Below are 26,808 nucleotides of genomic sequence, written 5' to 3' on the forward strand. Positions count from 1 at the left end.
CGTGGGCGCGACCCTCGGCATCCCGGCCCTCGCCGCGGCCACGACGTGGGTGACGCTGACCGCGTGGCGCGACTTCGTGGCACAGCCGTCCAGCTACCTGGACGGGCTCGCCGTCGTCGCGGTGGTCGTCGCCGGGCTGGGGACGTTGCTGCGCTGGCGCGGCGCGCCGCGCGCCGTGACGGTGCTGGCGCAGGCGGTGGCCGTGGCAGCACTGGTCTGCTACCAGGTCACCGGCTCCCCCGTCTTCGTCGGCGCCCCGGGCGCCGAGCTGTGGGGCTCGCTCGAGGTCGCGGTGGACAGCGCCCGGACCTTCGCGGCGCCGATCGGCCCCGGCGCGCCGCCGGTGTGGCCGCTGCTCCTGGTGAGCGGCGCCGGCTTCCTCCTCCTCGTCGACGTCGTGGCCGCCACCCTTCGCCGGGTGCCCGGAGCCGGTCTGGTCCTGCTCGCCGTCTACGCGGTGCCGAGCGGCCTGCTCGAGGACGGTCCCGGTGCCGCGCCGTTCGCGGTGGCGGCCCTGGGGTTCCTGCTGATGCTGCACCTGGACAGCCGCGAGGGCCTGCGGCGCTGGGGCCGCGGCGTGGGCCCCAGCGGCGACGACGTGCGCTGGGTGCGCACCAACCCGGTGCTGGACGCGGCCCGGGCAGGTGCGGGCCGGATCGGGGTCGGCGCGACGGTGCTCGCCCTCGCCGTACCTGCGTTCATCCCGACCCTCGGCGTCGACCTGCTCGACCTCGGCAACCGCAGCGGGGACGGCGACATCCGCATCCGCAAGCCCGTCGCCGACATGCGCCGCGACCTGGAGCGCGACGTGGACATCCCGATGCTCACCGTCGAGACCGACGACCCCTCCCCCTCCTACCTGCGCATCTCCGTGCTGCACCGGTTCACCGGCCAGGAGTGGAGCAGCGGGGACCGCGACGTCGCCCGGGAGGACAAGGCCGACGGGGAGCTGCCGGCCCCGGCCGGCATGACGACCGCCGTGCCGCGGCGCTCCTACGCCTACGAGGTGCGCGTCACCGAGGACTTCGACTCCACCTGGCTGCCCACCCAGTTCCCGGCCGCGGCGGTGACTGCGGAGGGCGACTGGCGCTTCGACCCCGACACCATGGACTTCCTGGCCGCCGACGACGGCGACACCCGGGATCTGACCTACCGGATGATCGGCCTCGAGCCGCGCTACGGCACCGACGGGCGCTTCTTCCGCGACGCCGCCACGGGAGCGGTGCCCGACGACATGCTCGAGCTTCCCGACAGCCTCCCGGAGATGGTGCGCGCCCTGGCCCGCGAGGTGACCGACGAGGCGACCAACGACTACGAGCGGGCCCTGCTGCTGCAGCGCTGGTTCCGCCGCGACGGCGGCTTCGTCTACGACCTGCGCCGGGCGCCGGACGGCACGGGCAACAACACCTTGGAGGCCTTCCTGTCCGAGGACGGCCGGGTCGGCTACTGCGAGCAGTACGCCTCCGCGATGGCGGTGATGGCGCGGACGCTCGGCATCCCCGCCCGCGTCGCCGTCGGGTTCCTGGAGCCGGACCGGATCAGCCCGACGACCTGGGAGTACAGCAGCCACGACCTGCACGCCTGGCCCGAGCTGTACTTCGCCGGCGCCGGCTGGGTGCGCTTCGAGCCCACTCCGGCCGGGCGGGTCGACGCCGTGCCCGCCTACTCCCGCGTCGCTGTCGGCGGCGACGCGGACAGCGACGACCCCGCCGCCGGCCCGGGTGGCGCGCAGCCCAGCGAGAGCGCGCCCACGGCGGCGCCGAGCGTCACTCCCAGCACGGCCCCGCGGGAGGCGGCCTCGGGAGTTGACGACGGTCCTGCCGGTGCGTCCGGCCGCACGATCCTGGTCCTGCTCGCGGCCCTCGCGGGGGCGGTGATCGTCGCGGGAGCCTCGCTGGGGCCCCGGGCCCTGCGCCGACGCCAGCGGCAGCGCCGCCTCGACGACGGACCGGAGCAGGTGTGGGCGGAGCTGCGCGCCACCGCCGCCGACCTGCGTCTGGACTGGCCCGAGGGCCGCTCCCCCGCCGCCGTCGGGGAGGCGCTGGGCGCGCACCTCACCGACCACGGGGGCGAGGACGCCACCTCCGCACTGGCCCGGATCGTGGCCGAGGTGGAGCGCGGTCGCTACGCCCGGCCGGGCTCGGTGTCCACCTTGGAGCGGACGACGCTGCGCGAGGACGCCGGGACGGTCACGGCCGCCCTGGAGGCATCCGCCGGCAAGGCAGCGCGGCGGCGCGCGACCTGGGCGCCGCTGTCAGTGTGGTCCGGCGGCCGCGAGCCGCGGCGGTAGGCCGGGGACCCGGTGGGCCGGGGTCAGAAGCCGCCGCGCTCGCGGCGGCGGCGCCAACGCGCCTGCAGGGTCTCCATGAACCGCGAGGAGCCACCGGAGCGGGAGGAGCCGCGGCGGCCGCGGCCGCCCTCGACGACGCCGAAGCCCGAGGGGTGGGCGGCGATGTGGGGATCACCCGCGTGGCGATGGCCGCTGATCGCGGTGAGCAGCATGGTGGCCGAGACCAGCATGATCACGAAGCCGCCGACGCCCACCGGCCAGTAGCCGCTGACCGCGCCCGCCATCATCACGCCGAGACCGACGACGAACACGCCGCCCGCCAGGATCGCCCGCCGGCGAGCCGCCTGCCGCAGGGAGGTGCCGCGCAACGTGGAGGCGAACTTGGGGTCCTCCTCGCTCAGCGCACGCTCCATCTGCTCGAGCAGTCGCAGCTCCTCTTCTGAGAGTGGCACCGTTTCCTCCGACACGTGCGAGGCGAGTACGCCCATGGCTGACCTCAAGTGTAGGCAGGCTCGGTCAACGTGGGATAGGCCGTCCCCCGAAATAGTGCGATCGGGGTCACGCGAGCTATCCGGTGGGCCACCCCGGCGGCCGGTCCGGCTCTCCGGCGCCGGGCCGGAGCAGGCTGGCACGGGTGAGCGCGCGGCTGCCGAACCGAGCCGCTGCTCGGTCACCGGCGCGGTCGATGTCGAGCCATCCGGCCGTGGGCTCGGCCAGGCTGCGCGAGCGGGTGGTCGTGGTGAAGTCCGCCAGGCGCACCGTGACGGCGACGGTGCGTCGCAACCGACCGGCCGTCCGCGCCCTGCGGGTCACCCGGGCGACCAGGGCGAGCAGCTCGCGGTGCAGTGCGTCGCGGTCGCTCACGTCCGCGGCCAGCGTGTGCTGGGCACCCATGCTGCGCTCGGCCTCGCCCTCCCCCAACCCGAATACGCCCGCGCCGCCGGGACGGAGCCGGTCGCGGTCGGTGCCCCAGGCGAGGTCGTGCAGGTGCAGCCGGCGTCGGGTGGCCTCACCGACGCCGTACAACGCGCCGACGTCGAGGGGGTGGACCTCGGCGGGGACGCGGTCCGGCGGGATGGCCCGCACGCCGTCCGGCTTCGCCAGCCGGCTGGCCAGCTTGGCCACCGAGATCGACGGGCCAGGTAGTTCACGGAGAGCACCACGCCCCGGTGCCCGCCACCGACCACCACCGGCAGGGTCAGGGGCTAGGTCAGGGGCGGGTGGCGAGGACGTGCAGCTGCGTGGCGAGCGGGAAGTACTCCGGGCGCTGCGCGACGGCGCGCTCCAGCTCGACGAGCGACCCGGCCGCGCCGGGCTCGAGGTCGACGAGCGCAGCCGGCACCAGGTCGCCGAACACGCGCACGCCGTACGTCGCCTGCGGCTCGAAGCCCGCCGCCACGAGCAGCCGGGCGACCTCCTCGGCGGTGAACCGGCGCCCGGTGCGGGCGTCGAGCGGCTCAGCGTCGTCGAGCAGGTCGCGGGCCTGGACGAAGTGGCCGGCCATGGCCCGCGCGAGCACCGCGGCGTGGCGCTGTCCCACGACGAGGCTGAGCAGTCCGCCGGGGCGCAGGACCTCGCGGACCCGGGCGAGCGCCTGCCCGGGATCGACCACCTCCAGCACGCCGTGGCACACCACAACATCCGCGCTGCCCGCACCGACGACCTCGACGAGGTCGGTGACGTCGCCCTGCAGGCCGACCACCTGCTGCCTCGCCTCCTCGGCACGGCGGCGCAGCGAGGCCAGGGCGTCGGGGCTGGGGTCGACGACGCGGACCCGGTGACCGGCGCCGGCCAGCCGGACGGCGAGGCCGCCGGTGCCGCCGCCGAGGTCGACCACGTCGCGGGGCCCCTCGCCCAGCGCTGCGGTGAGCGTGTCCCAGACGACCGCGGTCCGTACCGAACCGCGCTGCTCGCGAGAAGCCATGCCCGGAACACTAGAACATCGACCTGCGAGGTCCGCACGGCCGCCAGCCCGCACCCAGCCCACACCCGGCCGCGCCCAGCCTGGACTCAGACCGCGGCCAGGCCGAGGAGCTGGTCGCCGAGGGCGGCGTGCGGGGTCAGCCCCAGCGACTGCTCGACGACGGCCAGGAACCGGTCGGCGTCACGGACCAGGTCGTCGGCCTCCCGCTCGGTCACCGCTCGCGAGGAGCCCGACTCCGCGGCGGCGCGCTTGGCGGCGCCCGCAGCGAAGAAGGTCGCCCACTCCGCGAGCTGCGGGGCCACCTCGGCGAGCAGCACCCAGGCGTTGCGCTGAGGGCGGCGGCGCGGGGCCACGGGCCGGGCGCGCGCCGACAGCAACGCGGCGGCGGCGCGCAGGGCCGCGACGTGGGCGCAGGAGTACCGCGTGGCGGCATCCGGCGCCGCGACAGCCTCGCTCAGCGACTCGGCCGAGCGGAGCAGGTAGCTGTGGGTGGTCGCCGGCAGCGTGTGCGGGCCACACGGGCGGGGTGCGGTCGGCTCGGGCACGGGCTCCTCCTTCGACGGTGATCGAACATCTGTTCGAACACCGTCGAACCTACACCGCCCCTCCGACAGCACTCAAGCGTCGCGGGAGCCCTTTCCCGCGCCCGCGCGCTCGACGGCGCCCTGGGCGCCGGGCGGCGTCTGCTCCGTGTCGCCGCGCACGGCGGCCGCGTCACGCAGGAAGCGGTGGGTCTGCGGGTGCAGCAGGAACACCAGGGTGACCGCGCTCAGCACCGCACCGGCGATGGCCGAGGCGTCGACCAGCGCGGGCGGGTCGGTGCGCACGGTCGCCACGCAGATCACGAAGATGCCGACCGCGATCGCCGCCAGCGCGTAGCGCGCCCAGTCGTGGCCGCTGCGCAGCAGCATGATGCAGGTGGCGGCGAGCACGGCGGTGCAGGCGTAGAGCACCAGGATCACCGGCACGAACTCGACCGGCTGGACCGTGCTGTCCCCGACCTGCATCGGGGACCAGACAGCGCCGAGGTCGTCGCGACGCACGACCACCATCAGGCAGACGAGCGCGCCGGCGACCATCTGCAGCCACAACAGCCAGCAGGCGAGCTCGACGGCCGGTGGTCTCTTGGTCATCGTTCCTCCTGCATCCGCGACTGCATCGACGGGCGCGCCGATCGCTATGGTCTCCTCCATGTCGGCCGACCATCCCTCCGTCGTCAGGTTCCGCGCCGCCCATCGCGAGCGTGGCGGGACCGGCGAGATCGTCATTCTGCCCGACAGCGTCCACACCGCCGCACTCGCCGCCGAGGCCCTGGGGTGCGAGGTCGGCGCGATCGCCAACAGCCTGCTCTTCGACGCCGGCGGATCCCCGGTGCTGATCCTCACCTCGGGGGCGCACCGGGTCGACACCGCGCTGGTCAGCGAGCGCACCGGCGGAGTACCGCTCAAGCGCGCGAAGCCCGAGCTCGTCAAGGAGCACACCTCGCAGGTGATCGGGGGCGTCTCCCCCATCGGCCACCCGGCTCCGATCCGGACCTACATCGACTCCTGGCTGCGCAGGCACGAGGTCGTGTGGGCGGCGGCCGGGCACCCGGCCGCGGTGTTCTCGACGACGTACGACGAGCTGCTCGCGATGACCGGCGCCACCCCGATCGACGTCGAGTAGACGAGCACAGGAAGCGGAGCGAGCAGATGGTGCGGGTGATCGTGGTCGGCGGCGGCCTCGGCGGCATGGCCGCCGCGGCCCGGCTCGCCAAGCAGGGGCACGAGGTGGCGCTGCTCGAGGCCGGCGGCCGCCTCGGCGGCGCCCTCGCCCCGGTGCATCAGGACGGCTACACCTGGGACGCGGGCCCGACCAGCACCCTGCTCCCGGCCGCGCTGCGCGACCTGTTCCGCAAGACGGGACGGCCGCTGGAGGCCGAGCTGCGCGGCGAGCTGGAGCCGCTGGAGGTGCTGCGCGAGCACCGCTTCGCCGACCGCACCTCCGTGCGGCTGACCGGCGGGTCGCGTGCCGCACAGATGGCGGCGATGGAGGAGCTCGGGCCGGGCCTGGGCCGCCGCTGGGCCGAGCACGTCGACAGCTACGGCGAGACGTGGGACCTGCTGCGCCGGCACTACGTCGAGGCCCCCTGGGACCCGCGCGCCAAGGTGAGCACGTCGAAGGAGCTCGACGCACTCCTCGGCTCGCGCGAGACGCTGCACAAGCGGCTGCGCCGGGACTTCCGCGACGAGCGGCTCGCCCTGGTCGCCGGCCACCCGGCAGTGGCCGAGGGCCACGACCTGCGCAACGTGCCGTCCTGGGTGGGTGTGCGCGCCTACCTCGAGCAGACCTTCGGCGGGTGGCAGCTGCCGGGCGGCATGGCCCGGCTGGCCGACCTGCTCACCGCGCGCCTGGCCACGCGCAAGGTGAGCGTGCGCACCTCGACCCCGGTGACCGACCTCGTGGTGCGCGGGGGCCGGGTGGTCGCCGTACGCACCCCGGAGGGAGACGCGGACGCCGACGCCGTCGTGGTGGCCGTCGACCCCCGGCGGATCCCGGTCCTGGCCCCGCACGTCGCGCGCACGATGCCGGCGCTCCCGCCGGTGATCACCCACCTCGGCCTGAGCGGCGACGTACCGGCACTGACCCACGAGGTGGTGCTGCACGCCGAGCCGCTGATCGTGGTGCGCCCCGGCGGCTCCGCACCCGAGGGCGGCACGGCGTGGACGCTGCACGGGCGCGGCAAGCTCGCCGAGGACATCGTCGACGCACTCGCCCGGCACCGCATCGACGTGCGGGAGAACATCGTGACCCGCGTCGACCTCTCGCCCCGGCAGGCCGTGGAGCAGTGGCACGGCTCGCCGATGGGGGTGCTGTGGCAGGGCCGCGGCACGGTACGCCGCCGGCTGGGCCCGCACACGCCGATCGCGGGCGTCTACGTCGCCGGCGCGCACGGCGCGCCCGGCGCGGGGGTGCCGTTCGTGACGCAGTCCGCCGCGCTCGTCGCCCAGCTCATCGGCACCGCGGCCCGCTGACCGGTAGCCCGGGCGCATGGGTGTCCGGAGCTCAGACGGCGATCTGCAACGCCTCGAAGATCTCCAGCGTCGCCTTGGAGCGGTTCAGCGTGTAGAAGTGCAGGCCCGGCGCACCACCTGCGAGCAGCTCGTGGCACAGCTCGGCAGCGATCTTGATGCCCTCGGCGCGCACCGCGACCGGGTCGCCGTCGAAGGCGCTGATCCGGGCGACCACGTCGGCCGGCACGCTGGTGCCGATCAGCTCGCCCTGTCGGCGGATCGCGTTGAGGTTCAGGATCGGCATGATGCCCGGCAGGATCGGGATGTCGCAGCCGCGCGCCCGGACCCGCTCCACCAGGCCGAAGTAGTCCTCGGCACGGTAGAACATCTGGGTCACCGCGAACTCGGCGCCCGCCTCGGCCTTCGCGACCAGCACGTCGGCGTCGTCGTCCAGCGAGGCCGCCGACGGGTGGCCCTCGGGGAAGGCGGCCACGCCCACCCGGAAGTCGCCACGGGAGCGGACCAGGTCGACCAGCTCCACGGCGTAGTTCAGGCCGCCCTCGGTCGGCGACCACTCGGCGCGGGGTCCCTCCTGCGGGTCGCCGCGCAGCGCCATGACGTGGCGCACCCCCTCGGCGGCGTAGGCATCGAGGATGCCCTCGAGCTCCGCGCGGGTGTGACCGACGCAGGTCAGGTGCGCCATCGGGACCAGCGTGGTCTCGCGCGCGATGCGCCCGGTGATCGCGACCGTCTTGTCGCGGGTGGTGCCGCCGGCGCCGTACGTCACGGAGACGAACGAGGGCCGGTACGGCTCGAGCGCGCGGATCGCTCGCCACAGCTGCTCCTCGCCCGCGTCGTCCTTGGGCGGGAAGAACTCGAACGAGAAGGACCGCTCTCCCCCGCGGAGGATCTCGCCCAGGGAGCGCCCAGAACCGGTAGTCATGGCGCGGAGTCTAGGCGCGGTCACTGGAACAGGGGGGATCGTCCCGCTCGCCGCGCACCTCACTAGGCTCTCAGCGTGAGCGACCGCACGTGGGACCCGACCGCCTTTCGCAGCTCGGTGCAGGACACGTTGGACGACTTCCTCGCCGAGCAGGACGCACGGCTGCGCCCGCTCGGGGACGACGCGGCCAGGTTGATGACCGAGGTGCGGGCGCTGACCAGCGGGGGCAAGCGGCTGCGCGCCGCCTTCTGCCTGTGGGGCTACGCCGCCCTGGCGGGCCCGCCGAGCGGGGAGGACGCCCGCGCAGTGAGCCGGGCCGCGGCCGCACTCGAGCTGCTGCACGCCAGCGCCCTGGTGCACGACGACCTGATGGACGCCTCCGACACCCGCCGCGGACGCCCGGCCACGCACCGCGGTTTCGCCGCTGAGCACGGCACGGACGGCTGGCGCGGCGACCCCGAGCAGTACGGCGCCGCGGCGGCCATCCTGGCCGGCGACCTCCTGCTCACGTGGGCCGACGAGCTGCTGCGCCGCTGCGGCTTCGGCTGGGACCGGGTCGGACCGGCGCTCGAGGTGCTCGACCTGTGCCGCTCGGAGGTCATCGCCGGGCAGTTCCTCGACATCTCCGTGCAGGCCCGGGGCACCGCCGACGTCGCGCAGGCGATGACCGTGCTGCGCTACAAGTCCGCGAAGTACTCCATCGAGCGACCGCTGCACGTCGGGGCGGCCCTGGCCGGCGCCGACGCCGCGGCGCTGGAGCTGCTCTCCGACTTCGGGCTGCCGCTGGGCGAGGCCTTCCAACTGCGCGACGACCTGCTCGGCGTCTTCGGCGACCCCGCGGCCACCGGCAAGCCCGCCGGCGACGACCTGGTGGAGGGCAAGCGCACCGTGCTGGTCGCGCTCGCCCTGGACGCCGCGCCGGCAGCCGAGGCGAAGCGACTGGACGCCGCACTGGGCACCGCCCTCGACGCCTCGGAGGTCGCCGAGCTGCGCGACATCATCGAGCGCTGCGGGGCCCGCGAACGGGTCGAGACGACGATCGCCGAGCTGGCCGGTACCGCCCGTGCCGCGCTCGAGCGCGGCCGCGAGGCCGGCTGGCACCCCGACGCCGTGGTGGCGCTGGACCAGCTGGCCACCGCGGCGACCAGCCGGACCTCCTGAGCGCTTCCGGGAGCCCGGGCGGCGACGGGGCCTAGATCGCGCCCATCACCTGGGCGCGGCGCTTGACCTCCGAGCCCCGGTTCTCCCGCAGCGCGTCGATCGGGCGGCCGGGCAGGTCCGCGTCGAGGAAGATCCAGGCGATGCACTCGCGGTCGTCGAGGCCGTTGTCGTGCAGCTGGGTGAGCAGCCCCGGCAGGCCCTTGACGGGCTCACCGTCGACGAGGAACAACGCCGGGATGCCCTGACGCCGCCCCGGAGCGGGCACGGCGGCCGCCAGTCGGTGCTCGCGCACCATCGTGCGCACCTGCGCCGGGGTGACGCCGAGCGACGCGGCGGCTTCGTCCCAGTCCAGCCAGTCGTCGACGAGGGCGGCGAGGTCGTGATCGGCGAGTCGCGGTTCGGTCATGGGTCCATCCTCCACCACCGGCACGGCGCACGCCGAGCCGCCGGCGCCTCGGCGTGGCCTGCACCGCCCTCGCGCGCCGCGCCGTACGATGGCCCCCCGGTCACTTCCCCGGCCGGTCCAGCAGAACATGCACAGGAGGGTCGCTGTGCACGACGACCGACGCGCCCGCGGCGACCTCGCCGCGTCCGCCGGCGACCCCGCGCGGATCTCGGACCACCAGAGCGGCAGGCTGCTCGACGGCCGCTACCGGATCGGCTCCCGGATCGCCCGCGGCGGCATGGCCAGCGTCTACGAGGCCACGGACACCCGGCTGGACCGCACGGTCGCGGTCAAGATCATGCACACCGGCCTGGGCGACGCCTCCGCCGACGCCGAGGAGTCCTTCGCGCGCCGCTTCGTGCGCGAGGCGCGGGCCGCGGCCCGGCTCTCCCACCCCAACGTGGTGGCCGTCTACGACCAGGGCCGCGACGACACCGGGGACGGCACGATCTACCTGGTCATGGAGTACGTGCCCGGGCACACTCTGCGCGACACCATCACCAAGGAAGCGCCGATGTCGCCGGAGCGTGCGTTGGCGATCCTGGAGCCGGTGCTCTCGGCGCTGGCCTCGGCGCACCGCGCCGGGCTGGTGCACCGCGACGTGAAGCCGGAGAACGTGCTGATCGCCGACGACGGCCGGATCAAGGTCGCCGACTTCGGCCTGGCCAAGGCGATCAGCGCCGACACCCAGCACACCACGACGAACGGCGTGCTGATCGGCACCGTCTCCTACCTCGCGCCCGAGCTCGTCATCGAGCAGAAGGCCGACGCCCGCGCCGACGTCTACGCCGCCGGCGTCATCCTCTTCGAGCTGCTCACCGGCACCAAGCCCCACACCGGGGAGAGCCCGATCGCGGTGGCCTACCGCCACGTGCACCACGACGTGCCGGCGCCCTCGAGCGTGGTGCCCGGCATCCCGGCGTACGTCGACGCGCTCGTCGCACGCGCGACCACCCGCGACCCCAGCCTGCGACCGGCCGACGCAGGCGTCCTGCTGCACCACGTGCGCCGGGTGGCCCACGCGCTGCACGGCGGCGTCCGCGAGGACGACGAGCTGGTCGCCGACCTGATGCCGCAGGCACGCCGTGGCGCCGAGGAGGGCGGTGCGGGCCTGAGCGACACCAAGCCCGAGCCGGTCAGCTCGCTGTGGGACGGCGTGCCGGACTGGGTCCGCTCCGAGCAGCCCTCCGATCGGGAGGCGACGTCGGTGCTGCAGGGCCCGACCGCGCCGCGGCTGGCCGCGGGCACCACGGTGGAGCCGGCGACCGGCACCCGCACCGCAGGGACCCGCACCGCTGCCGCGAGCGGCCCCGCCGACGACACGAACCACCCGGGCCACCGGGGTGACGACTCCACGCACAGCGGAGCCCAGCGCCCGCGCCGGCGGCGACGCCTGGTGCTGCTCGTGGTGCTCGCCGTGCTGCTCGCCAGCCTCGGCTCGGCCGGCTACTGGTTCGGCTGGGGCCGCTACACCGACACCCCCAGCGTGGTGGGGCTCGAGCAGGCCGCCGCCGTGGCGAAGCTGGAGAAGGCCGGTCTGCAGGCGCAGGTCGCCGAGGAGGTCTACTCCGAGAGCACCGCCAAGGGAGTGGTGATCGGCACCGACCCCCGCCCCGGCGCCCGGATACTGCCTGAGGACAGCGTCGCGCTGACCGTCTCGCTGGGCCCCGAGCGCTACGACCTGCCCGAACTGGCCGGCCTCACCCTGGAGGAGGCGGAGTCCGCGCTGGGCGAGGTGAAGATGCTCGTGGGCCGGGTCACCGAGCAGTACTCCGAGACGGTCCCGAAGGGACAGGTGGTCTCGAGCAAGCCGTCGTACGGCACCGAGGCCGCCCTCGACCTGCCGGTGAACACCGCCGTCAGCCTCGTGGTGAGCAAGGGCCGCAAGCCGATCCCGGTCCGCGACTGGACCGGCCGCGACGCCGACGAGCTGGCCAAGAACCTCACCGGGCGTGGTCTGAAGGTCAAGACCGAGGATGAGTTCAGCGAGGACGTGGCCAAGGGCGAGGTGATCCGCCAGCAGCCGCGCAGCGGCAACGTCTACAAGGGCGACACCGTCACGCTGGTGGTCTCCAAGGGCCCGCCGCTGGTCACCGTCCCCGGCGTCCGGCTGTCCTCGACCGAGGACGCGGTGGAGAAGCTGGAGGCGCTGGGCCTGGTGGTCAAGAAGCGGCGCGCCTCGATCTACATCAACGGCGAGGTGGCCTGGGCCACCGACCCCGCCGGCGGCACCCGGGTGCGCAAGGGCAGCACGATCGTGCTCTATATCGTCTGAGGGTGACCCTGCAGGACGCCGTACCCGGCCTCGCGCCCGCTCCCCTCGCCGACGCCACGACGACGCCCCGCCCGCCGGACGTCTCCCGTCCCGTCGGCACCCACGTCCAGGTCGGCAAGAACCTCGTGGACGGGGCGTTGCGCACGGCCGTCGACCTCGGGTGCGAGGCCATCCAGGTCTTCTGCGGCAACCCGCGCGGCTGGGCGCTCAGCGAGGGCGACCCCGACGTCGACCGGCGGTTCCGCGACCGCGCCGGCGAGCTCGGCCTGCGGGTCTTCATCCACACCCCGTACCTGGTCAACCCCGGCTCCCCCACCCCGGCGACGTACGAGCGCTCCCTGGCGCTGATCGCGCACAACCTGCGCCGCGCCGTGGAGATCGGCGCCGAGGGCGTCGTGGTGCACACCGGCTCCTACGTCGAGCCCGCCGGCGACGACCCCGACGCGGCGCAGGAGCGGCACCGCGACGCGCTGCGCCGCCTCCGGGAGGGGCTGCTGCCGATCCTGGACGACGTCGCCACCGACGACGCCCCCTGGCTGCTGCTGGAGCCGACCGCCGGCCAGGGCCGGTCGCTGTGCGCCAAGGTCGAGGACCTCGCCGCCTACCTCGGTGCGCTGGACATGCACCCCAAGGCGGGGGTGTGCCTGGACACCTGCCACGTGTTCGCCGCCGGCGAACCGCTCGACGAGCCGGGCGGCACGACCGACACCGTGGACCGGCTGGTGCAGGTCGGCGGAGAGGGCCGGCTCCGACTGATCCACGCCAACGACTCCAAGGACGTCCGGGGCGCCTTCAAGGACCGTCACGAGAAGATCGGTCAGGGCCACATCGGCACCGCTGCGTTCGCCGAGCTCTTCGCGCACCCCGCCACCGCGGGGGTGCCGTTCATCCTGGAGACGCCGGGCTCGCGCGGAGCCGACGACCCCGACATCGCGCTGCTCAAGCAGCTGCGCGACGCCTCCGCCGGTGGCTGAGGCCGACCCCGCACGGAGCCCCGGCGCCGCCGTCCCGGCGCCCGGGCCGGGCACCACCCGTCGTACCGCCCTGCTGGCAGCGCTCGCCCTGCTGGCGCTGACCGCGTGCTGGGGCTCCACGTTCTTCCTCATCAAGGACCTGCTGGAGCGGGTGCCCACGGTGGACTTCCTCGCCGTGCGCTTCCTCGTCGCCGGAGCCGCGATGCTGCTCGTCGCACCACGGGCCATCGCCCGCCTCTCACCCGAGACCCGGCGCCGCGCCCTGGCCCTGGGCGGGCTGTACGGCGCCGCGCAGGTGCTGCAGACGGCAGGGCTGGCGCACACCCCGGCCAGCGTGTCCGGCTTCATCACCGGCCTGTACGTCGTCGCCACCCCCGTCCTGGCCGCGCTGCTGCTGCGCAGCCGGGTCACCCGCGGCACGTGGGCCGCGGTGGCGCTGGCCACCGTGGGGCTCGCGGTGCTCAGCCTCGACGGGCTCTCCGTGGGCTACGGCGAGGCACTCACCCTGGTCGCCGCCCTGCTCTACGCCGCGCACATCGTGGGCCTCGGCGCCTGGTCGCGTCCCGCCGACGCCCTGGGCATGTCGGTGCTGCAGGTGCTGGTGATCGCCGGGATCTGCCTGGTGGCGGCCCTGGGCACCGGGAAGCCGGGCGTCGTGCTGCCCTCCGGCGGCGCGGACTGGGCCTCGGTGCTCTACATGGCGATCGCGGCCGGAGCGCTCGCCATGCTGGCGCAGACCTGGGCCCAGGCCCACCTGCCGCCGACGCGCAGCGCGATCATCATGAGCATGGAGCCGGTCTTCGCCGCGTTCTTCGCGGTCCTGCTCGGCGGGGAGTCGCTCACCTCGCGGATGCTGCTCGGTGGCGCCCTGGTGCTGGTCGCGATGCTCGTCGTGGAGGCGCTGCCCCGCCGGCACGTCGAGGGCGAGGTGCCCCACATCGCCGTGTGAGGACGGGCGCTCCCGGCGACACAGACCACATTGGTGCCGAGGAGCGTCGTACGACGCCCGGCGCCCGCCGACACGGTCGGGTAGCCTGACCGCGCCATGACCGAGCCGACCCTCTGCCCCGCTTGCGCGCACCCGCTCGGGGTGGGCCGGTTCTGCACGAGCTGCGGCACCCCGGCACTCGGCCGGCCCCCGCAGGCCCCGCCCGCCCCGCCGGCCGGCCCGCCCCCGGCCCCGCCGACTGGTCCGCCGACTGGCCCGCAGACGGTCCCGGTGCCGCCGGCATGGACTCCACCGCCTCCCCCGCCGCCGGCGCCGTCCGGACCGGTGGCGCCGCTGCCCGCGACGGGCGTGCCTCAGCCGGCGCGCTACCCCCTGTTCGCCGACCCTGATCCGGTGCCGTTCGTGCCCGGCCCGCCGACCCCACCCGGAGGCCGCGCCGCGCCGCGGGGTCCGTGGTGGCCCTGGGCGCTCGGTGTCGCCGCGGTCGTGCTGACGGCGGGCCTGGGCGCCGTGCTCCTCCTCGGCGGCTCCGAGGGAGACGAGGACGTCCCGGCGGCACAGAGCCCCGTGGCGAGCGACTCCCCGACGACCGACCAGGACGGCAGCCCGGACGCCACCGGCACCGACGGCCCCGTCGAGCAGCCCGACGAGGTCGAGGACCTGGCCGCCGAGACGTCCGTGCAGGTCCCCGCAGTGGCGCCCGCGAGCCGGGACCGGGACAACAAGCCCGTCGACTTCGAGGCGGCGAACCTGATCGACGACGACCCGCGCACCGCCTGGCGGATGCCGGGCGACGGCACCGGGCAGATCCTGACCTTCGACCTCGGCGACGAGGTGGTGCTCACCGAGGTCGGCCTCGTCAACGGCTACGCCAAGATCGACGGCGAGGACGACTGGTACCGCGGGAACCGTCGGATCACCGCGGTGCAGTGGGAGTTCGACGACGGCACCCGGATCACCCAGCAGCTCAGCCCGCTGCCGAACATGCAGACCCACAGCATCGGCCCGGTGCGCACCCGCACCGTGCGGCTGCACCTCCTCGAGGTCTCCGCCCCGGGACGCGGCGACAACGGCCGCGACTTCACCGCGATCAGCGAGGTCCGTCTGACCGGCGCCCGCGGCTGAGACCCGGTCGGGCGCTCAGGTCAGGCGCTCAGGTCAGGCACTCAGAGCGCGGCCAGCACCGTGGCGGCCCGCTGCGCGGCGGCGCGGTCGACGTCGAGGTGGGTGACCATCCGCACCGTCCGGGGGCCGACGGCGCTGAGCAGCACCCCGGCGTCCGCGGCGGCCTTCACGAACGTCACGGCATCGTCGACGTCGTGCACCACGATGTTGGTGTCCACCGTCGCCGGGTCGACACCGCAGGCCTCGGCGAGCAGCCGGGCATGCTCGTGGTCCTCGGCGAGGCGCGCCACGTGGTGCTCCAGCGCGTGCAGGCCCGCCGCGGCGAGCACCCCGACCTGGCGCATGCCGCCGCCCAGGCGCTTGCGCCGCACCCGGGCCTCGTCCATCTGCTCGGCGCTGCCCACGAGCAGCGAGCCCACCGGGGCGCCCAGCCCCTTCGACAGGCACACCGCCAGCACGTCCGCCACCGCGCCGTACGACGCCAGCGGGGTGCCGGTCGCGACATGGGCGTTCCAGATCCGCGCCCCGTCGAGGTGCACCGCGGCGCCGCGGTCGTCGGCGAAGGCCCGCAGCGCCTGCAGGTCGGCCAAGCCCAGCACGGTGCCGCCGGCGAAGTTGTGCGTGTTCTCGACCGAGATCGCCGCGGTGCGCACGAAGAACGGGCCGAGGTCGGGGGCGAACAGCTCCTCCAGCACGGCCAGGTCCAGCCCGCCGCGCGGGTGCGACCACGTGCGCATCGTCAGCCCGCTCACGGCACCGTGGGCACCGAGCTCGGCGCGCGCGATGTGCGCCCGCGCCTCGCAGAGCACCTCCTGGCCGGGGACGACGAGCGCCGCGACCGCGAGCACGTTGGCCATCGACCCGGTCGGCGTGAACAGCGCCGCCTCGTGGCCGAACAGCTCGGCGACCCGCTCCTCGAGCGCGCGGACGGTGGGGTCCTCGCCGTACACGTCGTCACCGACCTCGGCGGAGGCCATCGCCGCCCGCATCGCCTCGGTGGGACGGGTGAGGGTGTCGGAGCGCAGGTCGATCACCTGCTCATCCTGCCACCCGCACCACTGTCGCCGTCCGACAGCGGCGCGGGACGCCGGGACGCCGAGGCGTCAGGAACGGCGCAGCATCTCCGCGACCTGGAAGGCCATCTCGAGGGACTGCACCCGGTTCAGCCGCGGGTCGACGACCGACTCGTAGCGGTGCGCCAGGCCCTGCTCGTCGAGCTCCTCGCCGCCGCCGATGATCTCGGTGACGTCGTCGCCGGTGTTCTCCACCAGGATCCCGGCCGGGACCGTGCCCAGGGCGCGGTGCACCTCGAAGAAGCCGCGGACCTCGTCGAGGACGTCGGAGAAGCGCCGGGTCTTGTAGCCGTTGGAGGAGGTGAAGGTGTTGCCGTGCATCGCGTCGCACACCCAGGCGACGTCGACGCCCTCGGCGTTGACCTTCTCCACCAGGCCGGGCAGCCCGTCGCGGACCTTGTCGGCCCCGAAGCGGGTGATGAACGTCAGCCGGCCGGGCTCGTTGGTCGGGTTCAGCTTGGCGGCCAACGCGAGCGCGTCGTCGGCGGTCGCACTCGGGCCGAGCTTGCAGCCGATCGGGTTGCGGATGTGGCTGAAGTACTCCACGTGGGCGCCGTCGATCTGGCGGGTGCGCTCGCCGATCCAGACCATGTGGCCCGAGACGTTGTAGGGCTGCTCGGTGCGGGAGTCGATGCGCGTCATCGCGTGCTCGTACTCCAGGATCAGCGCCTCGTGCGAGGAGTAGAAGTCGACCCGGTGGAACTCGTCGGGGTTCGCGCCGATCGCCTTCATGAAGGTCAGCGCACGGTCGATCTCGGCGGCCATGGCCTCGTAGTGCTGGCCCACCGGCGAGTTGCGGACGAACTCGGAGTTCCAGGTGTGCACCTGGCGCAGGTCGGCGTAGCCGCCGGTGGTGAAGGCGCGCACGAGGTTCAGCGTGGACGCGGACGAGTGGTAGACCTCGAGCAGCCGCTGCGGGTCCGGCCGGCGCGACTCGGGGGTGAACTCGAAGCCGTTGACGGCGTCGCCGCGGTAGGCCGGCAGCGTCACCTCGCCCTCGGGCAGCAGCCGGGTCTCGTTGTCGGAGGAGCGCGGCTTGGCGTACTGCCCGGCCAGCCGGCCGACCTTGACCACCGGCACGGAGGCGGCGTAGGTCAGCACGACCGCCATCTGCAGCAGCACCCGCAGCTTGTTGCGGGTGTTGTCCGCGGTGGCGTCGGCGAAGGTCTCGGCGCAGTCGCCACCCTGCAGCAGGAAGGCCTCACCCCGGCTGGCGGCGGCGATCTTCGACTTCAGCCCGTCGCACTCGCCGGCAAACACCAGCGGAGGAAGCCGGCGCAGCCGCTCGACGGCCGCGGCCACCGCCGCGGGGTCGTCGTACGACGGCTGCTGCTTCGCGCCGATGGCGTGCAACTGCTCGAGGGACGGGAAGGTGCTCACCCCTCTAGGGTACGGCGCGAGACCTCCGGCCGCAGACTCGGCGCACCAGCCGGACGAACCCGGCCGCCGGGGCGCTGTCAGCTCTGGCCGGGGGGGCGCCAGTCGGTGTCGTCGCCGTCGAGGTGGTCGATGTCGGCGAAGTGGCCGCCCTCGGGCTTGTGCAGCAGCCGGGCCACGGCCCACAGCACGATGCCGAGGCCGAGCAGGTAGGCGGCGATCTTGTACTGGATCATGTCCGTCTCCAGCCGGGCCCACGGGCCGAGCAGGTAGGCGCACAGCAGGGCGCCGAGCACCGGCACCACCGTGGGGGCGCGGAACTTGCCGGGCGGGTCGCGGCGCAGCACCAGGCAGGAGACGTTGACGACGGTGAAGACCGCGAGCAGCAGCAGCGCCGTGGTGCCTGAGAGCGACACGACGATGGTGCTCTCCGAGGCCAGCCGGACGTAGGCGATGAGCGCCATGGCCAGCACCGTGGTGAAGGCGATGGCGACGTACGGCGAGCGTCGGCGGCGCAGCACCTTGCCGAAGACCTGCGGCAGCACGCCCTGGCGCGCCATGCCGTAGACCAGCCGGCTCGCCATCAGCATGTTGATCAGGGCCGTGTTGGCGACGGCGAAGACCGTGAGGAACGGGAAGACCTCGTCGATCGGCAGGCCGGGGGCGCCGACCTTGACGACGTCGATGAGGATGCCCGCGTCGGGGTTGGTCGGGTTGGCGATGTCCTCGGCGGGGATCACCGCGACCACGGAGATCGCCACGAGCATGTAGATGAGCACCGCGATGCCCAGGCCGGTGAGCATCATCCGCGGGAAGATCCGCTCCGGCTCCTTGGTCTCCTCGACCATGTTCACCGAGTCCTCGAAGCCGACCATCGAGAAGAACGCGATCGCGGTGGCCACGGTGACGGCCATGAAGAGGTTCTTGTCGTCGGGGCTCTCGAAGACCGTGACCCGGCTCAGGTCGCCGTCGCCCTTGCCGACCACGACGAAGCCGATGGCGATGACGATCGCCAGGGCCACCATCTCCACGACGGTGAGCACGACGTTGAACTTCACGCTCTCCCCCACGCCGCGCAGGTTGATCGCGCCCAGCAGCAGCATGAAGCCCATCGCGACGCCGAGGACCACGCCGTTGCCGGGGTTGTCGTCACCGAGGCCGATCATCAGGTTCGAGGCGAGCAGCCCCGCGGACGTGGACGCGCTGGTGATGCCGGAGCACACGACGGTGAACGCGACCAGGAACGTGATGAAGTGGATGCCGAACGCCTTGTGCGCGTACAACGCCGCCCCCGCCGCCTGCGGGTACTTCGTGACCAGTTCCAGGTAGGAGAAGGCGGTCAGCGTGGCGATGGCGAACGCGACCAGGAACGGCAGCCAGGCCACCCCGCCGACCTGACCGGCCAGCCGGCCGGTGACCGCGTAGACGCCGGCGCCGAGGATGTCGCCGACGATGAACAGCAGCAGCAGGCCGGGGCCCAGCACCCGCTTCAGCGGCGGCTGGTCGGGACCGGTCGTCTCGTTCTTCCGGTCGGCGCCGTGGTCGGCGGACGAAGCGGTCATCGGTCCACTCCTTGGGTTGTGCGGTCGCGCCCGACGCGGACCGTGCTCATGCGATGGCCAGGTCGTGCAGGAGGCCCAGGAAGGAGCGGGCGAAGGGGTTCTGCGCGGTCCGCCGCGAGACCTCCTCCCAGTCGACCTGCTCACGTACGGCGCGGGCGGCGGGCAGCACCGCTCCGAAGTCGCAGGCGCGCTCGTCCATCGCGCCCAGCTTGTGCGCCATCAGCACCGTCGCGGACAGCACCGGCATCTGCACCGACTCCACCTCGAGGAGGTCGGCCTCGCCGAAGAGCCCTCGGTCGATGGAGCGGGCGCCGGCGCGGTGGATGACGTCGACCATCGCCCCGTCGACGTACGTCTTGAAGAGCCAGTCCTCGGGCGGCTGCACGACCTCGAGGCCGCGTCCGGCGAGCAGCTCGTAGACGGCGGTGGCGTCGTCCTCGGCGATCATGAAGTCGACGTCGTGGGCGGGCTCGGGTCCGCCGCGGGCCCACAGGCCGTAGCTGCCTGCCAGCGCGAACGGGACCTGGCTCTCCTTGAGCGCCACCGCTACCTGCTTGAGCGCCTCGCGCAGCGGGTTCCGCCCACGGGGGGCTGCCCCGTGGCCCACCATGCCGGGCACCTGATCCATCGGCATCACGGCCCCGAGGTACCCCGCACTCCCCCTGCTATGCGCCGGGCTGGGTTGGGCTGGGTTGGGCTGGGCCGGGTACCGCGGCCGGTGATGCGCATCGTGACGTTCAACATCCTCAACGGCCGCACTCCGCACGACGACGTCGTGGACCCCTCGGTGCTCGCCGACGCGGTCCGCTCCTTGGACCCCGACGTCCTCGCCCTGCAGGAGGTCGACCGGAACCAGCGCCGCTCCGGCCTGGCCGACCTCACCGCGGTGGCCGCGGACGCGATGGGCGCGTCGCACCAGCAGTTCGTGGCCGCGCTCGCCGGCAGCCCCGGGGCGACCTGGAGCGCGGCGACCGGGCACGAGCAGCCCCGGGACGCCGCCTACGGGATCTCCCTGCTCAGCCGGCTGCCCGTCAGCGGCTGGGAGAGCATCCGGCTGCCGACGCTGCGCAGCCGGGTGCCCATGCGCTTCTCCGAGTCGGTGCGGCCCGTCCTGGTCCGTGATGAGCCGCGGGTGGCGATCGCGGCCAGGGTGGCGACGCCGTACGGCGAGCTCACGGTGGCCAACACGCACCTGTCGTTCATCAGCTGGTGGAACCGGCACCAGCTGCGCCACCTGCTCCGGGCGCTGGCACCCGCTCCCCGACCCCTGGTGCTGTGCGGCGACCTCAACATGGACCTCGCCCGGGCACGTCGGATCACCGGGATGAACCCCCTGGTGGCGGAGGCCACCTTCCCCGCGGACGCTCCCACCGAACAGCTGGACCACGTGCTGGCCGAGCCCGCACTGGCGGCGCGCGGCCAGGCGCGGCGGATGGAGCTGTCGGACCACCGCGCCCTCGTGGTGGACCTGGACCTGCAGCCGGGCCTCGGCGCAGACACTGCTCGGGGTGCAGCTCTGGGGCCAGGAGCAGGACTGCGGCGGCTGGGCCTCAGCCGAAGAAGACCTGCGCCTCGGCGAACTCCCGCGGGCTGACCACCTTGAGCTCGCCGGTGCCCTCGGCGAGCGGGACCCGGACGATGTCGGTGCCCCGCAGGGCGACCATCACTCCGAAGTCCCCCTCGGCCACAGCGTCGGCGGCGTGCAGGCCGAACCTGGTCGCCAGCCACCGGTCGAAGGCCGTCGGCGTGCCACCGCGCTGCACGTGGCCGAGCACCACGGCCCGGGCTTCCTTGCCGGTGCGGCTCTCGATCTCTCCGGCCAACCGGTCGCCGATCCCGCCGAGCCGGACGTGGCCGAAGGCGTCCTTCTCCCCGGTGACCAGCGTCATCCCGGAGCCGTCCGCGGGCACCGCGCCCTCGGAGACGACCACGACCGGCGCGTACTCGCTGCGGAACCGAGCCTCCACGTGGGCGCAGACGGCCTCGATGTCGAAGGGCACCTCGGGGATCAGCACCTCGCTGGCCCCGCCGGCGATGCCTGCGTGCAGCGCGATCCAGCCGGCGTGCCGGCCCATCACCTCCACCACGAGCACCCGGTGATGGGACTCGGCGGTGGTGTGCAGGCGGTCGATCGCCTCGGTGGCGATGTTGACGGCGGTGTCGAAGCCGAAGGTGAAGTCGGTGCCGGACAGGTCGTTGTCGATGGTCTTGGGCACGCCGACCACCTGCACCCCCGCCTCGGCGAGCCGGGTCGCCACCCCGAGGGTGTCCTCGCCGCCGATCGCGACCAGCGCGTCGACGCCGGCCGCCGCGAGGTTGGCGACGATCCGCTCCACCCCGTCGGGCACCGCGAACGGGTTCGTGCGGGAGGAGCCGAGGATGGTGCCGCCGCGCGGCAGGATGCCTCGGCACTGCTCGACGCCGAGTGGCATCGTCAGTCCCTCCAGCGGTCCGCGCCAGCCGTCGCGGAAGCCGATGACCTCGAAACCGTGCTGGGCCGCGCTCTTGCGGACCACCCCGCGGATCACCGCGTTCAGGCCAGGACAGTCGCCGCCTCCGGTGAGGACTCCCACGCGCATGTCATCCAACGTACGCCTCTGCCTGCGTCCCGTCGCCCCCTGTTTTTCTCCCTCTTCCGTCCCGTCGTCGCCCACCTACGCTGGTCGCGTCAGCCTTCACGCCGGGCGAGTCAGTCGCCCGAGTCACGGGCCGTTGCGGCTCACGGGGCGAGGCGGTCCCGGGCGGCCTGGGCGGCGTCGCGCTCCGCCGCGGCGGTGCGCAGCTCGGCGGCCGCGGAGTCGCGACTCTCCTCGGCCTCGGCGACCTCCTCGTCGAGGGCGTCGCAGCTCTCCTCGAGCTCGGCGAGCCGACGGCGCAGCTCGTCGATCTCGGCCTGCAGCTGCAGCGAGCGGGCGTCGAGGCGCTCCACCTCGCTCACCCACTCCTGGTGCGCGGCGCGCGCGACGTCGTACTGCTCGGCGGCGCGGGCCAGCCGCTCCTCGGCGGCACGGAGCCGCTTCGCCTCCTTCTCGGGGTCGGGGACGACCTTGAGGTCGGGCGGCCCGGGCGCTGGCGCCTCGCGGGCGGTGGCGGTGAACCCCAGCGCCTCCGGCGCGGCCAGCGCTGCGGCCACGGTCGCCTCGTCGACCGGGTCCCAGCCGTTGGTGCTCAGGGTGGAGACCAGCAGCCCGCTGCGCAGCGCACGCCCGCACTCGGCGTCGACGATCGCCGCGGTGAGCATGCTCTCCACCTGGTCCGAGACCGCCGAGGTGACCTTGAGGCCCTCCGCCGCGGCCAGCCGCCGCGCCTGGGTGGTGACGGCGGCCGTGACCTGCCGCCGCTGCCTGGTCAGGGCGCGGAGCTCGCCGGCCGACATCGACCGCTGCGCCTCGCGCAGCGCGGCACCGACGCTGAGCACCTGGTCCACCTGCTCGGTCTCACGCCGGACCAGCAGGTTGAGCACCCAGGCGGCCGTGCTCGGCTTGCGCAGCGCCTTGACCTGCGCTGCCAGGGGCGTGCCCTTGAGCTCCTTCACCTTCGCGTCGCGAGTCGGGGTGAACTCGGCGAGCCCGACGGCGTAGAGCTCGTCGGCGATCTCCAGCAACCCGGGCGAGGCGGCGGCACTCACGGCTCGTCGTCCAGGCCCTGCTCGATGGCGTAGCGGGTCAGCTGGACGCGGTTGTGCAGCTGCAGCTTGCGCAACGTGTTCTGCACGTGGTTCTGCACCGTGCGGTGGGAGAGCACGAGCCGCTCGGCGATCTGCTTGTAGGACAGTCCTTTGGCCACCATCTTGAGGATCTCGGTCTCACGCTCGGTGAGCCGCTCACCCGGCGGCGTGCTCGGCTCGTTGATCCGCCGGAACTCCCCCAGCACCAGCGCCGCCAGGCCGGGGGTGAAGACGCTGTCCCCGGAGGCGACGCGTCGTACGGCGGCCAGCAGCTCCGCGGCCGAGGCGGACTTGACCAGGTAGCCGGTGGCGCCCGCCTTCACCGCGGCGAGCACGTCGTCCTGCTCGCCGGAGGCCGACAGGATCAGCACTCGCGCGGACGGGTCGTCGGCCAGCACGGTCCGGGTGACCTCGACCCCGGTGGGCTCGGGGATCTGCAGGTCGAGCACGACCACTTGCGGCCGGGTGGCGCGGAACCGGTTGATGGCGTCCGTGCCGTTCGCCGCGGTCGCCACGACCTCCAGGCCGGCGGCGACGAGGTCGCGCTCCACCGCGTCACGCCACATCGGGTGGTCGTCGACCACCATCACCCGGAGCGGCTCGCCCGTGCCCGCCGTGCCCACGGCACCCGTCGTCTCGGTCATGGCGGGACCCTATCCGCGCTGGTAGCGGCCGCGGCGGTGCAGCAGGGGTGCGGCGCCACCGTCTCCGGCGTCGGCGGCGTCGGCGGCGTCGGCGGCGATCTCGACGTGCTCGATGCGGGCCTCGACCTCCACCGACCAGCCGACCTCCCGCTCCCCGACCAGGCGCACCGCGGCCCAGGTGCCGGCGGACGCCAGTCGCGGACCGTGCGGGGTGTCGACGAACGCGGCCTGCCGGAAGGGACCACCGGGAGCGGGGGCGGTGCCGGCGAACATCTCCGCCAGGTCACGCTCGCGCCACGCCAACAGCTGCACCACCGCCGTGCCGGTCTCCCGCAGCCGGTCGGTCAGGTCGGCGTCCGGGTCCAGCAGCGCCAGCAGCGCCGGCTGCTCACCGAGCGCGACCAGCACGGAGCTGACGGTGAGCCCGGCCCGGTCGGCACCGGCGCCGGCGGTCCACAGCGTGACCGCGCCGCCCAGCCGGCCCCGCAGCCGCCGGGCGGGGTCGGGGTCGGGGACGGCGAAGGGGTGGCCGGTGTGGATGGTCAACGCGCCTCCTCGGCGGGTGCGGAGTCCCGTGCGGGCTCCTCGGCCGGTGCGTGCCGGGGCACCGAGAGCACCCACTCGGTGCCGTGCACGCCGGTGTCGACCTCGGCGGTGCCGCCGAGGTCGGTGATGCGGCCACGGATCGACTGCACCACCCCGAGCCGGCCCTCCCGCTCGGCGTCAGCGAGCCGGTGGGGAGCGATGCCGGGACCCTCGTCGCGCACGGTCACCTCGACGTGGTCGCCGAGGTCCTCCAGCAGCACCCAGGCGGGCGCCGTCTCGCCGACGTGCCGGTCGACGTTGTCCAGGCAGGCACGGACCGCGGCGACGACCTCGGCGGCCCGGTCGGCAGGCAGCTCCACCGTCCCGGCCGGCAGCGCCACCTCGGTGCGTTCGCGCGCGGTGAGCCGTCCCAGCGCGGCGGCCAGGTCGCTCGGCGGCTGCCCCGGCGCGCCCCGGCGCACGGCGGTGGGCGGTACGACGACGCCGGACTGGGTGCGGATCAGGGTGCGCAACGCCTGCTCCTGCTCGCCGGCGAGCCGACCGAGCTCGGCGGCCTCGCCCCCGAGCTCGGCGCCGCGGCGCTGGACCAGGGCGAGGACCTGCAGCACGCCGTCGTGCACCGCCCGGGCGAGCCGGACCCGCTCCGACGCCGCGGCGGCCTCGGCCTGGGCCCGGTCCCGCTCGGCCGCCATCTCCTTCAGCGAGCCGCACAGAAAGCCCATCAGCGAGCCGGCGAGGACGATGAGGAAGGCGTTGCCCCAGTCCTTCTGCGCCACCTCCGCCCGCGTGAGCAGGTCGACCGCGGCGAGCAGCACGCCGGCCGCAGTGCCGCCGCGCCAGCCGTACCGCGCGGACCAGGCAAGCACGGCGGCGATGATCCAGTAGCTGGGGATGGTGGCGTGGAACCACTCCCCCTTCGCCACCGGGGTGATCAGCAGAAGCCCGACGGCGAGCCCGAGGTCCGCGACCAGCACGGCCGGCACCCGACGCTCCGGGGCGGCGTAGACGAACGTGGCGGCCACCGTCGCGACCACCATGACCCCCAGGCAGGTCCAGGCCAGCGCCGGACGATCGAAATTGTTGCGGTAGGCGTTGATGAGGAGCGCGTAGCCCAGCACCACGAACCGCAGCACGGCGAGGGCGCGGAACAGCCGGTCCTCGACCGCCAGCGCCGCCCGCAGCGAGGTCGGGTCGGTCAGGACGCCAGCTTCCGCTGCTCGTCGCCGCCCTGGTCGCCCTGGGGGCCCTTGCCCCCGGGCCCCCCGCGGCGTGACTCCGACTTGGCGCGGGCGGCGTACACGTCGACGTACTCCTGGCCCGAGAGCTTCATGATCTCGTACATGATCTCGTCGGTGACCGCGCGCAGGATGAACCGGTCGTTCTCCATGCCGGCGTAGCGGGAGAAGTCCATCGGCTCACCGAACCGCACCCGCGGGCGGGTCCAGCGGCCGAACTTCTTGCCCGGGGGCGCCACGACGTCGGTGCCGACGACCGCGACGGGGACGACGGGGACGCCGGTCTCCAGCGCGAGCCGGGCGATGCCGGTCTTGCCGCGGTAGAGCCGGCCGTCGTGGGACCGGGTGCCCTCGGGGTAGATGCCGAACAGCTCACCGTCGTCCAGGACCCGCTTGGCGGACAGCAGCGCACCGGCCGCGGCGTTGGCGCCGGAGCGGTCGATCGGGATGTTGCCGGTGCCGCTGAAGAACGTCTTCTGCAGCCAGCCCTTGAGGCCGGGGCTGGTGAAGTACTCCGCCTTCGCCACGAAGCTGACCCTGCGCGGCACGACCAGCGGCATGAACAGCCAGTCGGCGTAGGAGAGGTGGTTGCTGGCGATGATCGCAGGGCCCTCCGTCGGGACGTGCTCCACGCCCTCTGCACGCGGCCGGAACACGACCTTCAGCAGCGGACCGAGCGCGACGAACTTGAGGAACCAGTAGAACAACCGACCGCACCTTCCCTAGGACACCCACCACGCGGCCCCCGAGCGGGCACGCCCTCGAAGACTAGTGCCCCGACCGGCCGGCGAACACCCGACGCCACCACGCCGGGTGCGGCACAATCACCGCATGCCGAGCACCACCGGGTCCGCCACCGCGCCGCTGAGAGTCGATGCCCGCCCCGAGCTGACCGGTGATCGCCGCATCGCGGTGCTGCTGAGCCACGGGTTCACCGGCTCGCCGGCGTCGATGCGGCCGTGGGGTGAGCACCTCGCCGAGCTCGGGTACGGCGTCCGCGCGCCGCTGTTGCCCGGCCACGGCACGACGTGGCAGGACCTGAACCGGCACACCTGGGCGCAGTGGACCGCGACGATCCGGGAGGTGTTCGAGGAGCTGAGCGCCACCCACGACGCGGTGGTCGTCGGCGGGCTGTCGATGGGGGGTGCCCAGGTGCTGCGCCTGGCCGCCGACGTCGGCGACCGGGTCGCCGGGGTGATGGTGGTCAACCCGGCGGTGTCCACCCTGCGCCGCGACGTGCGGTTGCTGCCGGTGCTCAAGCACGTGGTCCCGTCGTTCCCGGCGATCGGCAACGACATCAAGAAGGCCGGCATGGACGAGTCCGGCTACCAGCGCACCCCGCTGAAGGCCGTGCACTCGATGATGCGGGCCTGGCCGCAGCTCATCGCCGACCTGCCGCAGGTCACCGCGCCCCTGGTCTACTTCCGCTCCGCGACCGACAACGTCGTCGACGACTCCTCCGAGCCGATCATCCTCGGTCGGGTCTCCTCCACCGACGTCACCCGGGTGCCGCTGCCGGAGAGCTACCACGTCGCCACCCTCGACAACGACGCGCCGACCATCTTCGCCCGCTCGGCGGAGTTCGTCGCGCGGGTCACGGGCTGACCGCAGCGCAGCCGGCGCAG

At 74.0% G+C, this 26,808-nt stretch carries 27 protein-coding genes; 10 read left to right on the forward strand and 17 right to left on the reverse strand.

Annotated elements, in window-relative coordinates; genetic code table 11:
• The first annotated feature begins 1 nt into the window (after position 1).
• On the forward strand, positions 2-2,290 hold the full coding sequence (locus KG111_RS10885) for a transglutaminase TgpA family protein (protein WP_213449983.1): 2,289 nt from the start codon (positions 2-4) through the stop codon (positions 2,288-2,290).
• A gap of 23 nt (positions 2,291-2,313) precedes the next feature.
• On the opposite strand, the gene KG111_RS10890 is transcribed toward KG111_RS10885, so the two are convergent.
• From KG111_RS10890 to KG111_RS10910, 5 genes are all read right to left on the reverse strand, one after another.
• A complete protein-coding gene (locus KG111_RS10890; RefSeq protein WP_205292644.1) occupies positions 2,314-2,742 on the reverse strand; it encodes an SCO2097 family morphological protein in 429 nt (142 codons plus the stop codon).
• Between the two features lie 115 nt (positions 2,743-2,857).
• Positions 2,858-3,415, reverse strand: a complete 558-nt coding sequence (locus KG111_RS10895; RefSeq protein WP_205292645.1) for a DinB/UmuC family translesion DNA polymerase — start codon at positions 3,413-3,415, stop codon at positions 2,858-2,860.
• An 85-nt stretch (positions 3,416-3,500) separates the two neighbouring features.
• Positions 3,501-4,214: a methyltransferase domain-containing protein gene (locus KG111_RS10900; RefSeq protein ID WP_205292646.1), complete on the reverse strand. Its 714-nt coding sequence runs from the start codon at positions 4,212-4,214 to the stop codon at positions 3,501-3,503.
• An 86-nt stretch (positions 4,215-4,300) separates the two neighbouring features.
• Positions 4,301-4,759, reverse strand: a complete 459-nt coding sequence (locus KG111_RS10905; RefSeq protein ID WP_249666083.1) for an SAV_6107 family HEPN domain-containing protein — start codon at positions 4,757-4,759, stop codon at positions 4,301-4,303.
• Positions 4,760-4,831: 72 nt separating this feature from the next.
• Positions 4,832-5,347: a hypothetical protein gene (locus KG111_RS10910; RefSeq protein WP_205292647.1), complete on the reverse strand. Its 516-nt coding sequence runs from the start codon at positions 5,345-5,347 to the stop codon at positions 4,832-4,834.
• A 58-nt stretch (positions 5,348-5,405) separates the two neighbouring features.
• Between KG111_RS10910 and KG111_RS10915 the strand changes: the two genes are divergently transcribed.
• Positions 5,406-5,879, forward strand: a complete 474-nt coding sequence (locus tag KG111_RS10915) for a YbaK/EbsC family protein (protein WP_205292648.1) — start codon at positions 5,406-5,408, stop codon at positions 5,877-5,879.
• A gap of 26 nt (positions 5,880-5,905) precedes the next feature.
• A complete protein-coding gene (locus tag KG111_RS10920; RefSeq protein WP_205292649.1) occupies positions 5,906-7,228 on the forward strand; it encodes a phytoene desaturase family protein in 1,323 nt (440 codons plus the stop codon).
• 31 nt (positions 7,229-7,259) lie between these two features.
• On the opposite strand, the gene metF is transcribed toward KG111_RS10920, so the two are convergent.
• A complete protein-coding gene (gene metF / locus KG111_RS10925) occupies positions 7,260-8,150 on the reverse strand; it encodes a methylenetetrahydrofolate reductase [NAD(P)H] (RefSeq protein ID WP_205292650.1) in 891 nt (296 codons plus the stop codon).
• A 75-nt stretch (positions 8,151-8,225) separates the two neighbouring features.
• Here metF and KG111_RS10930 point away from each other — a divergent pair, with 75 nt between their 5' ends.
• A complete protein-coding gene (locus tag KG111_RS10930; RefSeq protein WP_205292651.1) occupies positions 8,226-9,311 on the forward strand; it encodes a polyprenyl synthetase family protein in 1,086 nt (361 codons plus the stop codon).
• A 31-nt stretch (positions 9,312-9,342) separates the two neighbouring features.
• On the opposite strand, the gene KG111_RS10935 is transcribed toward KG111_RS10930, so the two are convergent.
• Positions 9,343-9,717 carry an Rv2175c family DNA-binding protein gene (locus KG111_RS10935; protein WP_205292652.1) on the reverse strand — a complete coding sequence of 125 codons (375 nt, stop codon included), beginning with the start codon at positions 9,715-9,717 and terminating at the stop codon, positions 9,343-9,345.
• A gap of 145 nt (positions 9,718-9,862) precedes the next feature.
• On the opposite strand from KG111_RS10935, the gene KG111_RS10940 reads away from it, so the two are divergent.
• From KG111_RS10940 to KG111_RS18490, 4 genes are all read left to right on the forward strand, one after another.
• The gene (locus KG111_RS10940) at positions 9,863-12,031 is read left to right on the forward strand and encodes a Stk1 family PASTA domain-containing Ser/Thr kinase (RefSeq protein ID WP_249666084.1); all 2,169 of its coding nucleotides are present in this window, start codon (positions 9,863-9,865) and stop codon (positions 12,029-12,031) included.
• Between the two features lie 2 nt (positions 12,032-12,033).
• Positions 12,034-13,005, forward strand: coding sequence for a deoxyribonuclease IV (locus KG111_RS10945; protein WP_249666085.1), 972 nt, complete (start codon positions 12,034-12,036; stop codon positions 13,003-13,005).
• On the forward strand, positions 12,998-13,954 hold the full coding sequence (locus tag KG111_RS10950) for a DMT family transporter (protein WP_205292654.1): 957 nt from the start codon (positions 12,998-13,000) through the stop codon (positions 13,952-13,954). Before KG111_RS10945 ends, KG111_RS10950 begins: the two co-directional genes overlap by 8 nt.
• Before the next feature lie 393 nt (positions 13,955-14,347).
• Complete coding sequence (locus tag KG111_RS18490; RefSeq protein ID WP_205292655.1) at positions 14,348-15,079, forward strand: discoidin domain-containing protein; 732 nt, start codon at positions 14,348-14,350, stop codon at positions 15,077-15,079.
• A 41-nt stretch (positions 15,080-15,120) separates the two neighbouring features.
• On the opposite strand, the gene KG111_RS10960 is transcribed toward KG111_RS18490, so the two are convergent.
• The 4 genes from KG111_RS10960 to KG111_RS10975 all read right to left on the reverse strand — a co-directional run bounded on the left by KG111_RS10960 (position 15,121) and on the right by KG111_RS10975 (position 19,725).
• Positions 15,121-16,113, reverse strand: a complete 993-nt coding sequence (locus KG111_RS10960; protein ID WP_205292656.1) for a threonine aldolase family protein — start codon at positions 16,111-16,113, stop codon at positions 15,121-15,123.
• A gap of 69 nt (positions 16,114-16,182) precedes the next feature.
• On the reverse strand, positions 16,183-17,532 hold the full coding sequence (locus tag KG111_RS10965) for a class II 3-deoxy-7-phosphoheptulonate synthase (protein ID WP_205292657.1): 1,350 nt from the start codon (positions 17,530-17,532) through the stop codon (positions 16,183-16,185).
• A gap of 77 nt (positions 17,533-17,609) precedes the next feature.
• Entirely contained in the window at positions 17,610-19,091 is a 1,482-nt protein-coding gene (locus tag KG111_RS10970) for an APC family permease (protein ID WP_205292658.1), read from the reverse strand.
• 46 nt (positions 19,092-19,137) lie between these two features.
• Positions 19,138-19,725, reverse strand: coding sequence for a nucleotidyltransferase family protein (locus tag KG111_RS10975; RefSeq protein ID WP_240196084.1), 588 nt, complete (start codon positions 19,723-19,725; stop codon positions 19,138-19,140).
• A gap of 87 nt (positions 19,726-19,812) precedes the next feature.
• Here KG111_RS10975 and KG111_RS10980 point away from each other — a divergent pair, with 87 nt between their 5' ends.
• Positions 19,813-20,685 (forward strand): endonuclease/exonuclease/phosphatase family protein, encoded by an 873-nt coding sequence (locus KG111_RS10980; protein ID WP_205292659.1) that lies wholly within the window; start codon positions 19,813-19,815, stop codon positions 20,683-20,685.
• Here KG111_RS10980 and KG111_RS10985 read toward each other — a convergent pair.
• The 6 genes from KG111_RS10985 to KG111_RS11010 form a co-directional block, all read right to left on the reverse strand.
• Positions 20,642-21,670: a 6-phosphofructokinase gene (locus tag KG111_RS10985; protein WP_205292660.1), complete on the reverse strand. Its 1,029-nt coding sequence runs from the start codon at positions 21,668-21,670 to the stop codon at positions 20,642-20,644. The two genes, KG111_RS10980 and KG111_RS10985, sit on opposite strands and share 44 nt — an antisense overlap.
• Before the next feature lie 140 nt (positions 21,671-21,810).
• Positions 21,811-22,719 (reverse strand): hypothetical protein, encoded by a 909-nt coding sequence (locus tag KG111_RS10990; protein WP_205292661.1) that lies wholly within the window; start codon positions 22,717-22,719, stop codon positions 21,811-21,813.
• On the reverse strand, positions 22,716-23,402 hold the full coding sequence (locus KG111_RS10995) for a response regulator (RefSeq protein ID WP_205292662.1): 687 nt from the start codon (positions 23,400-23,402) through the stop codon (positions 22,716-22,718). Before KG111_RS10995 ends, KG111_RS10990 begins: the two co-directional genes overlap by 4 nt.
• Before the next feature lie 9 nt (positions 23,403-23,411).
• Positions 23,412-23,948 carry a flavin reductase family protein gene (locus tag KG111_RS11000; protein WP_205292663.1) on the reverse strand — a complete coding sequence of 179 codons (537 nt, stop codon included), beginning with the start codon at positions 23,946-23,948 and terminating at the stop codon, positions 23,412-23,414.
• On the reverse strand, positions 23,945-25,081 hold the full coding sequence (macS, locus tag KG111_RS11005; RefSeq protein WP_249666086.1) for a MacS family sensor histidine kinase: 1,137 nt from the start codon (positions 25,079-25,081) through the stop codon (positions 23,945-23,947). The genes KG111_RS11000 and macS overlap by 4 nt, the downstream gene beginning before the upstream one ends.
• Positions 25,082-25,143: 62 nt before the next feature.
• Positions 25,144-25,890: a lysophospholipid acyltransferase family protein gene (locus KG111_RS11010; RefSeq protein WP_205292664.1), complete on the reverse strand. Its 747-nt coding sequence runs from the start codon at positions 25,888-25,890 to the stop codon at positions 25,144-25,146.
• Between the two features lie 124 nt (positions 25,891-26,014).
• Between KG111_RS11010 and KG111_RS11015 the strand changes: the two genes are divergently transcribed.
• The gene (locus KG111_RS11015; RefSeq protein ID WP_205292665.1) at positions 26,015-26,788 is read left to right on the forward strand and encodes an alpha/beta hydrolase; all 774 of its coding nucleotides are present in this window, start codon (positions 26,015-26,017) and stop codon (positions 26,786-26,788) included.
• Positions 26,789-26,808 lie beyond the last annotated feature (20 nt).

The sequence above is a fragment of the Nocardioides faecalis genome, from assembly GCF_018388425.1.
Classification (GTDB): Bacteria; Actinomycetota; Actinomycetes; order Propionibacteriales; family Nocardioidaceae; genus Nocardioides; species Nocardioides faecalis.

Excerpts from the sequence above, each read along its gene's own strand:
- KG111_RS10900 (WP_205292646.1), bottom strand. The coding sequence starts at position 4,214 with ATGGCTTCTCGCGAGCAGCGCGGTTCGGTACGGACCGCGGTCGTCTGG.
- KG111_RS10910 (WP_205292647.1), bottom strand. The coding sequence starts at position 5,347 with ATGACCAAGAGACCACCGGCCGTCGAGCTCGCCTGCTGGCTGTTGTGG.
- KG111_RS10915 (WP_205292648.1), top strand. The coding sequence starts at position 5,406 with ATGTCGGCCGACCATCCCTCCGTCGTCAGGTTCCGCGCCGCCCATCGC.
- KG111_RS10920 (WP_205292649.1), top strand. The coding sequence starts at position 5,906 with ATGGTGCGGGTGATCGTGGTCGGCGGCGGCCTCGGCGGCATGGCCGCC.
- metF (WP_205292650.1), bottom strand. The coding sequence starts at position 8,150 with ATGACTACCGGTTCTGGGCGCTCCCTGGGCGAGATCCTCCGCGGGGGA.
- KG111_RS10935 (WP_205292652.1), bottom strand. The coding sequence starts at position 9,717 with ATGACCGAACCGCGACTCGCCGATCACGACCTCGCCGCCCTCGTCGAC.
- KG111_RS10970 (WP_205292658.1), bottom strand. The coding sequence starts at position 19,091 with ATGACCGCTTCGTCCGCCGACCACGGCGCCGACCGGAAGAACGAGACG.
- KG111_RS10975 (WP_240196084.1), bottom strand. The coding sequence starts at position 19,725 with ATGCCGATGGATCAGGTGCCCGGCATGGTGGGCCACGGGGCAGCCCCC.
- KG111_RS10980 (WP_205292659.1), top strand. The coding sequence starts at position 19,813 with ATGCGCATCGTGACGTTCAACATCCTCAACGGCCGCACTCCGCACGAC.
- KG111_RS10985 (WP_205292660.1), bottom strand. The coding sequence starts at position 21,670 with ATGCGCGTGGGAGTCCTCACCGGAGGCGGCGACTGTCCTGGCCTGAAC.
- KG111_RS10995 (WP_205292662.1), bottom strand. The coding sequence starts at position 23,402 with ATGACCGAGACGACGGGTGCCGTGGGCACGGCGGGCACGGGCGAGCCG.
- KG111_RS11015 (WP_205292665.1), top strand. The coding sequence starts at position 26,015 with ATGCCGAGCACCACCGGGTCCGCCACCGCGCCGCTGAGAGTCGATGCC.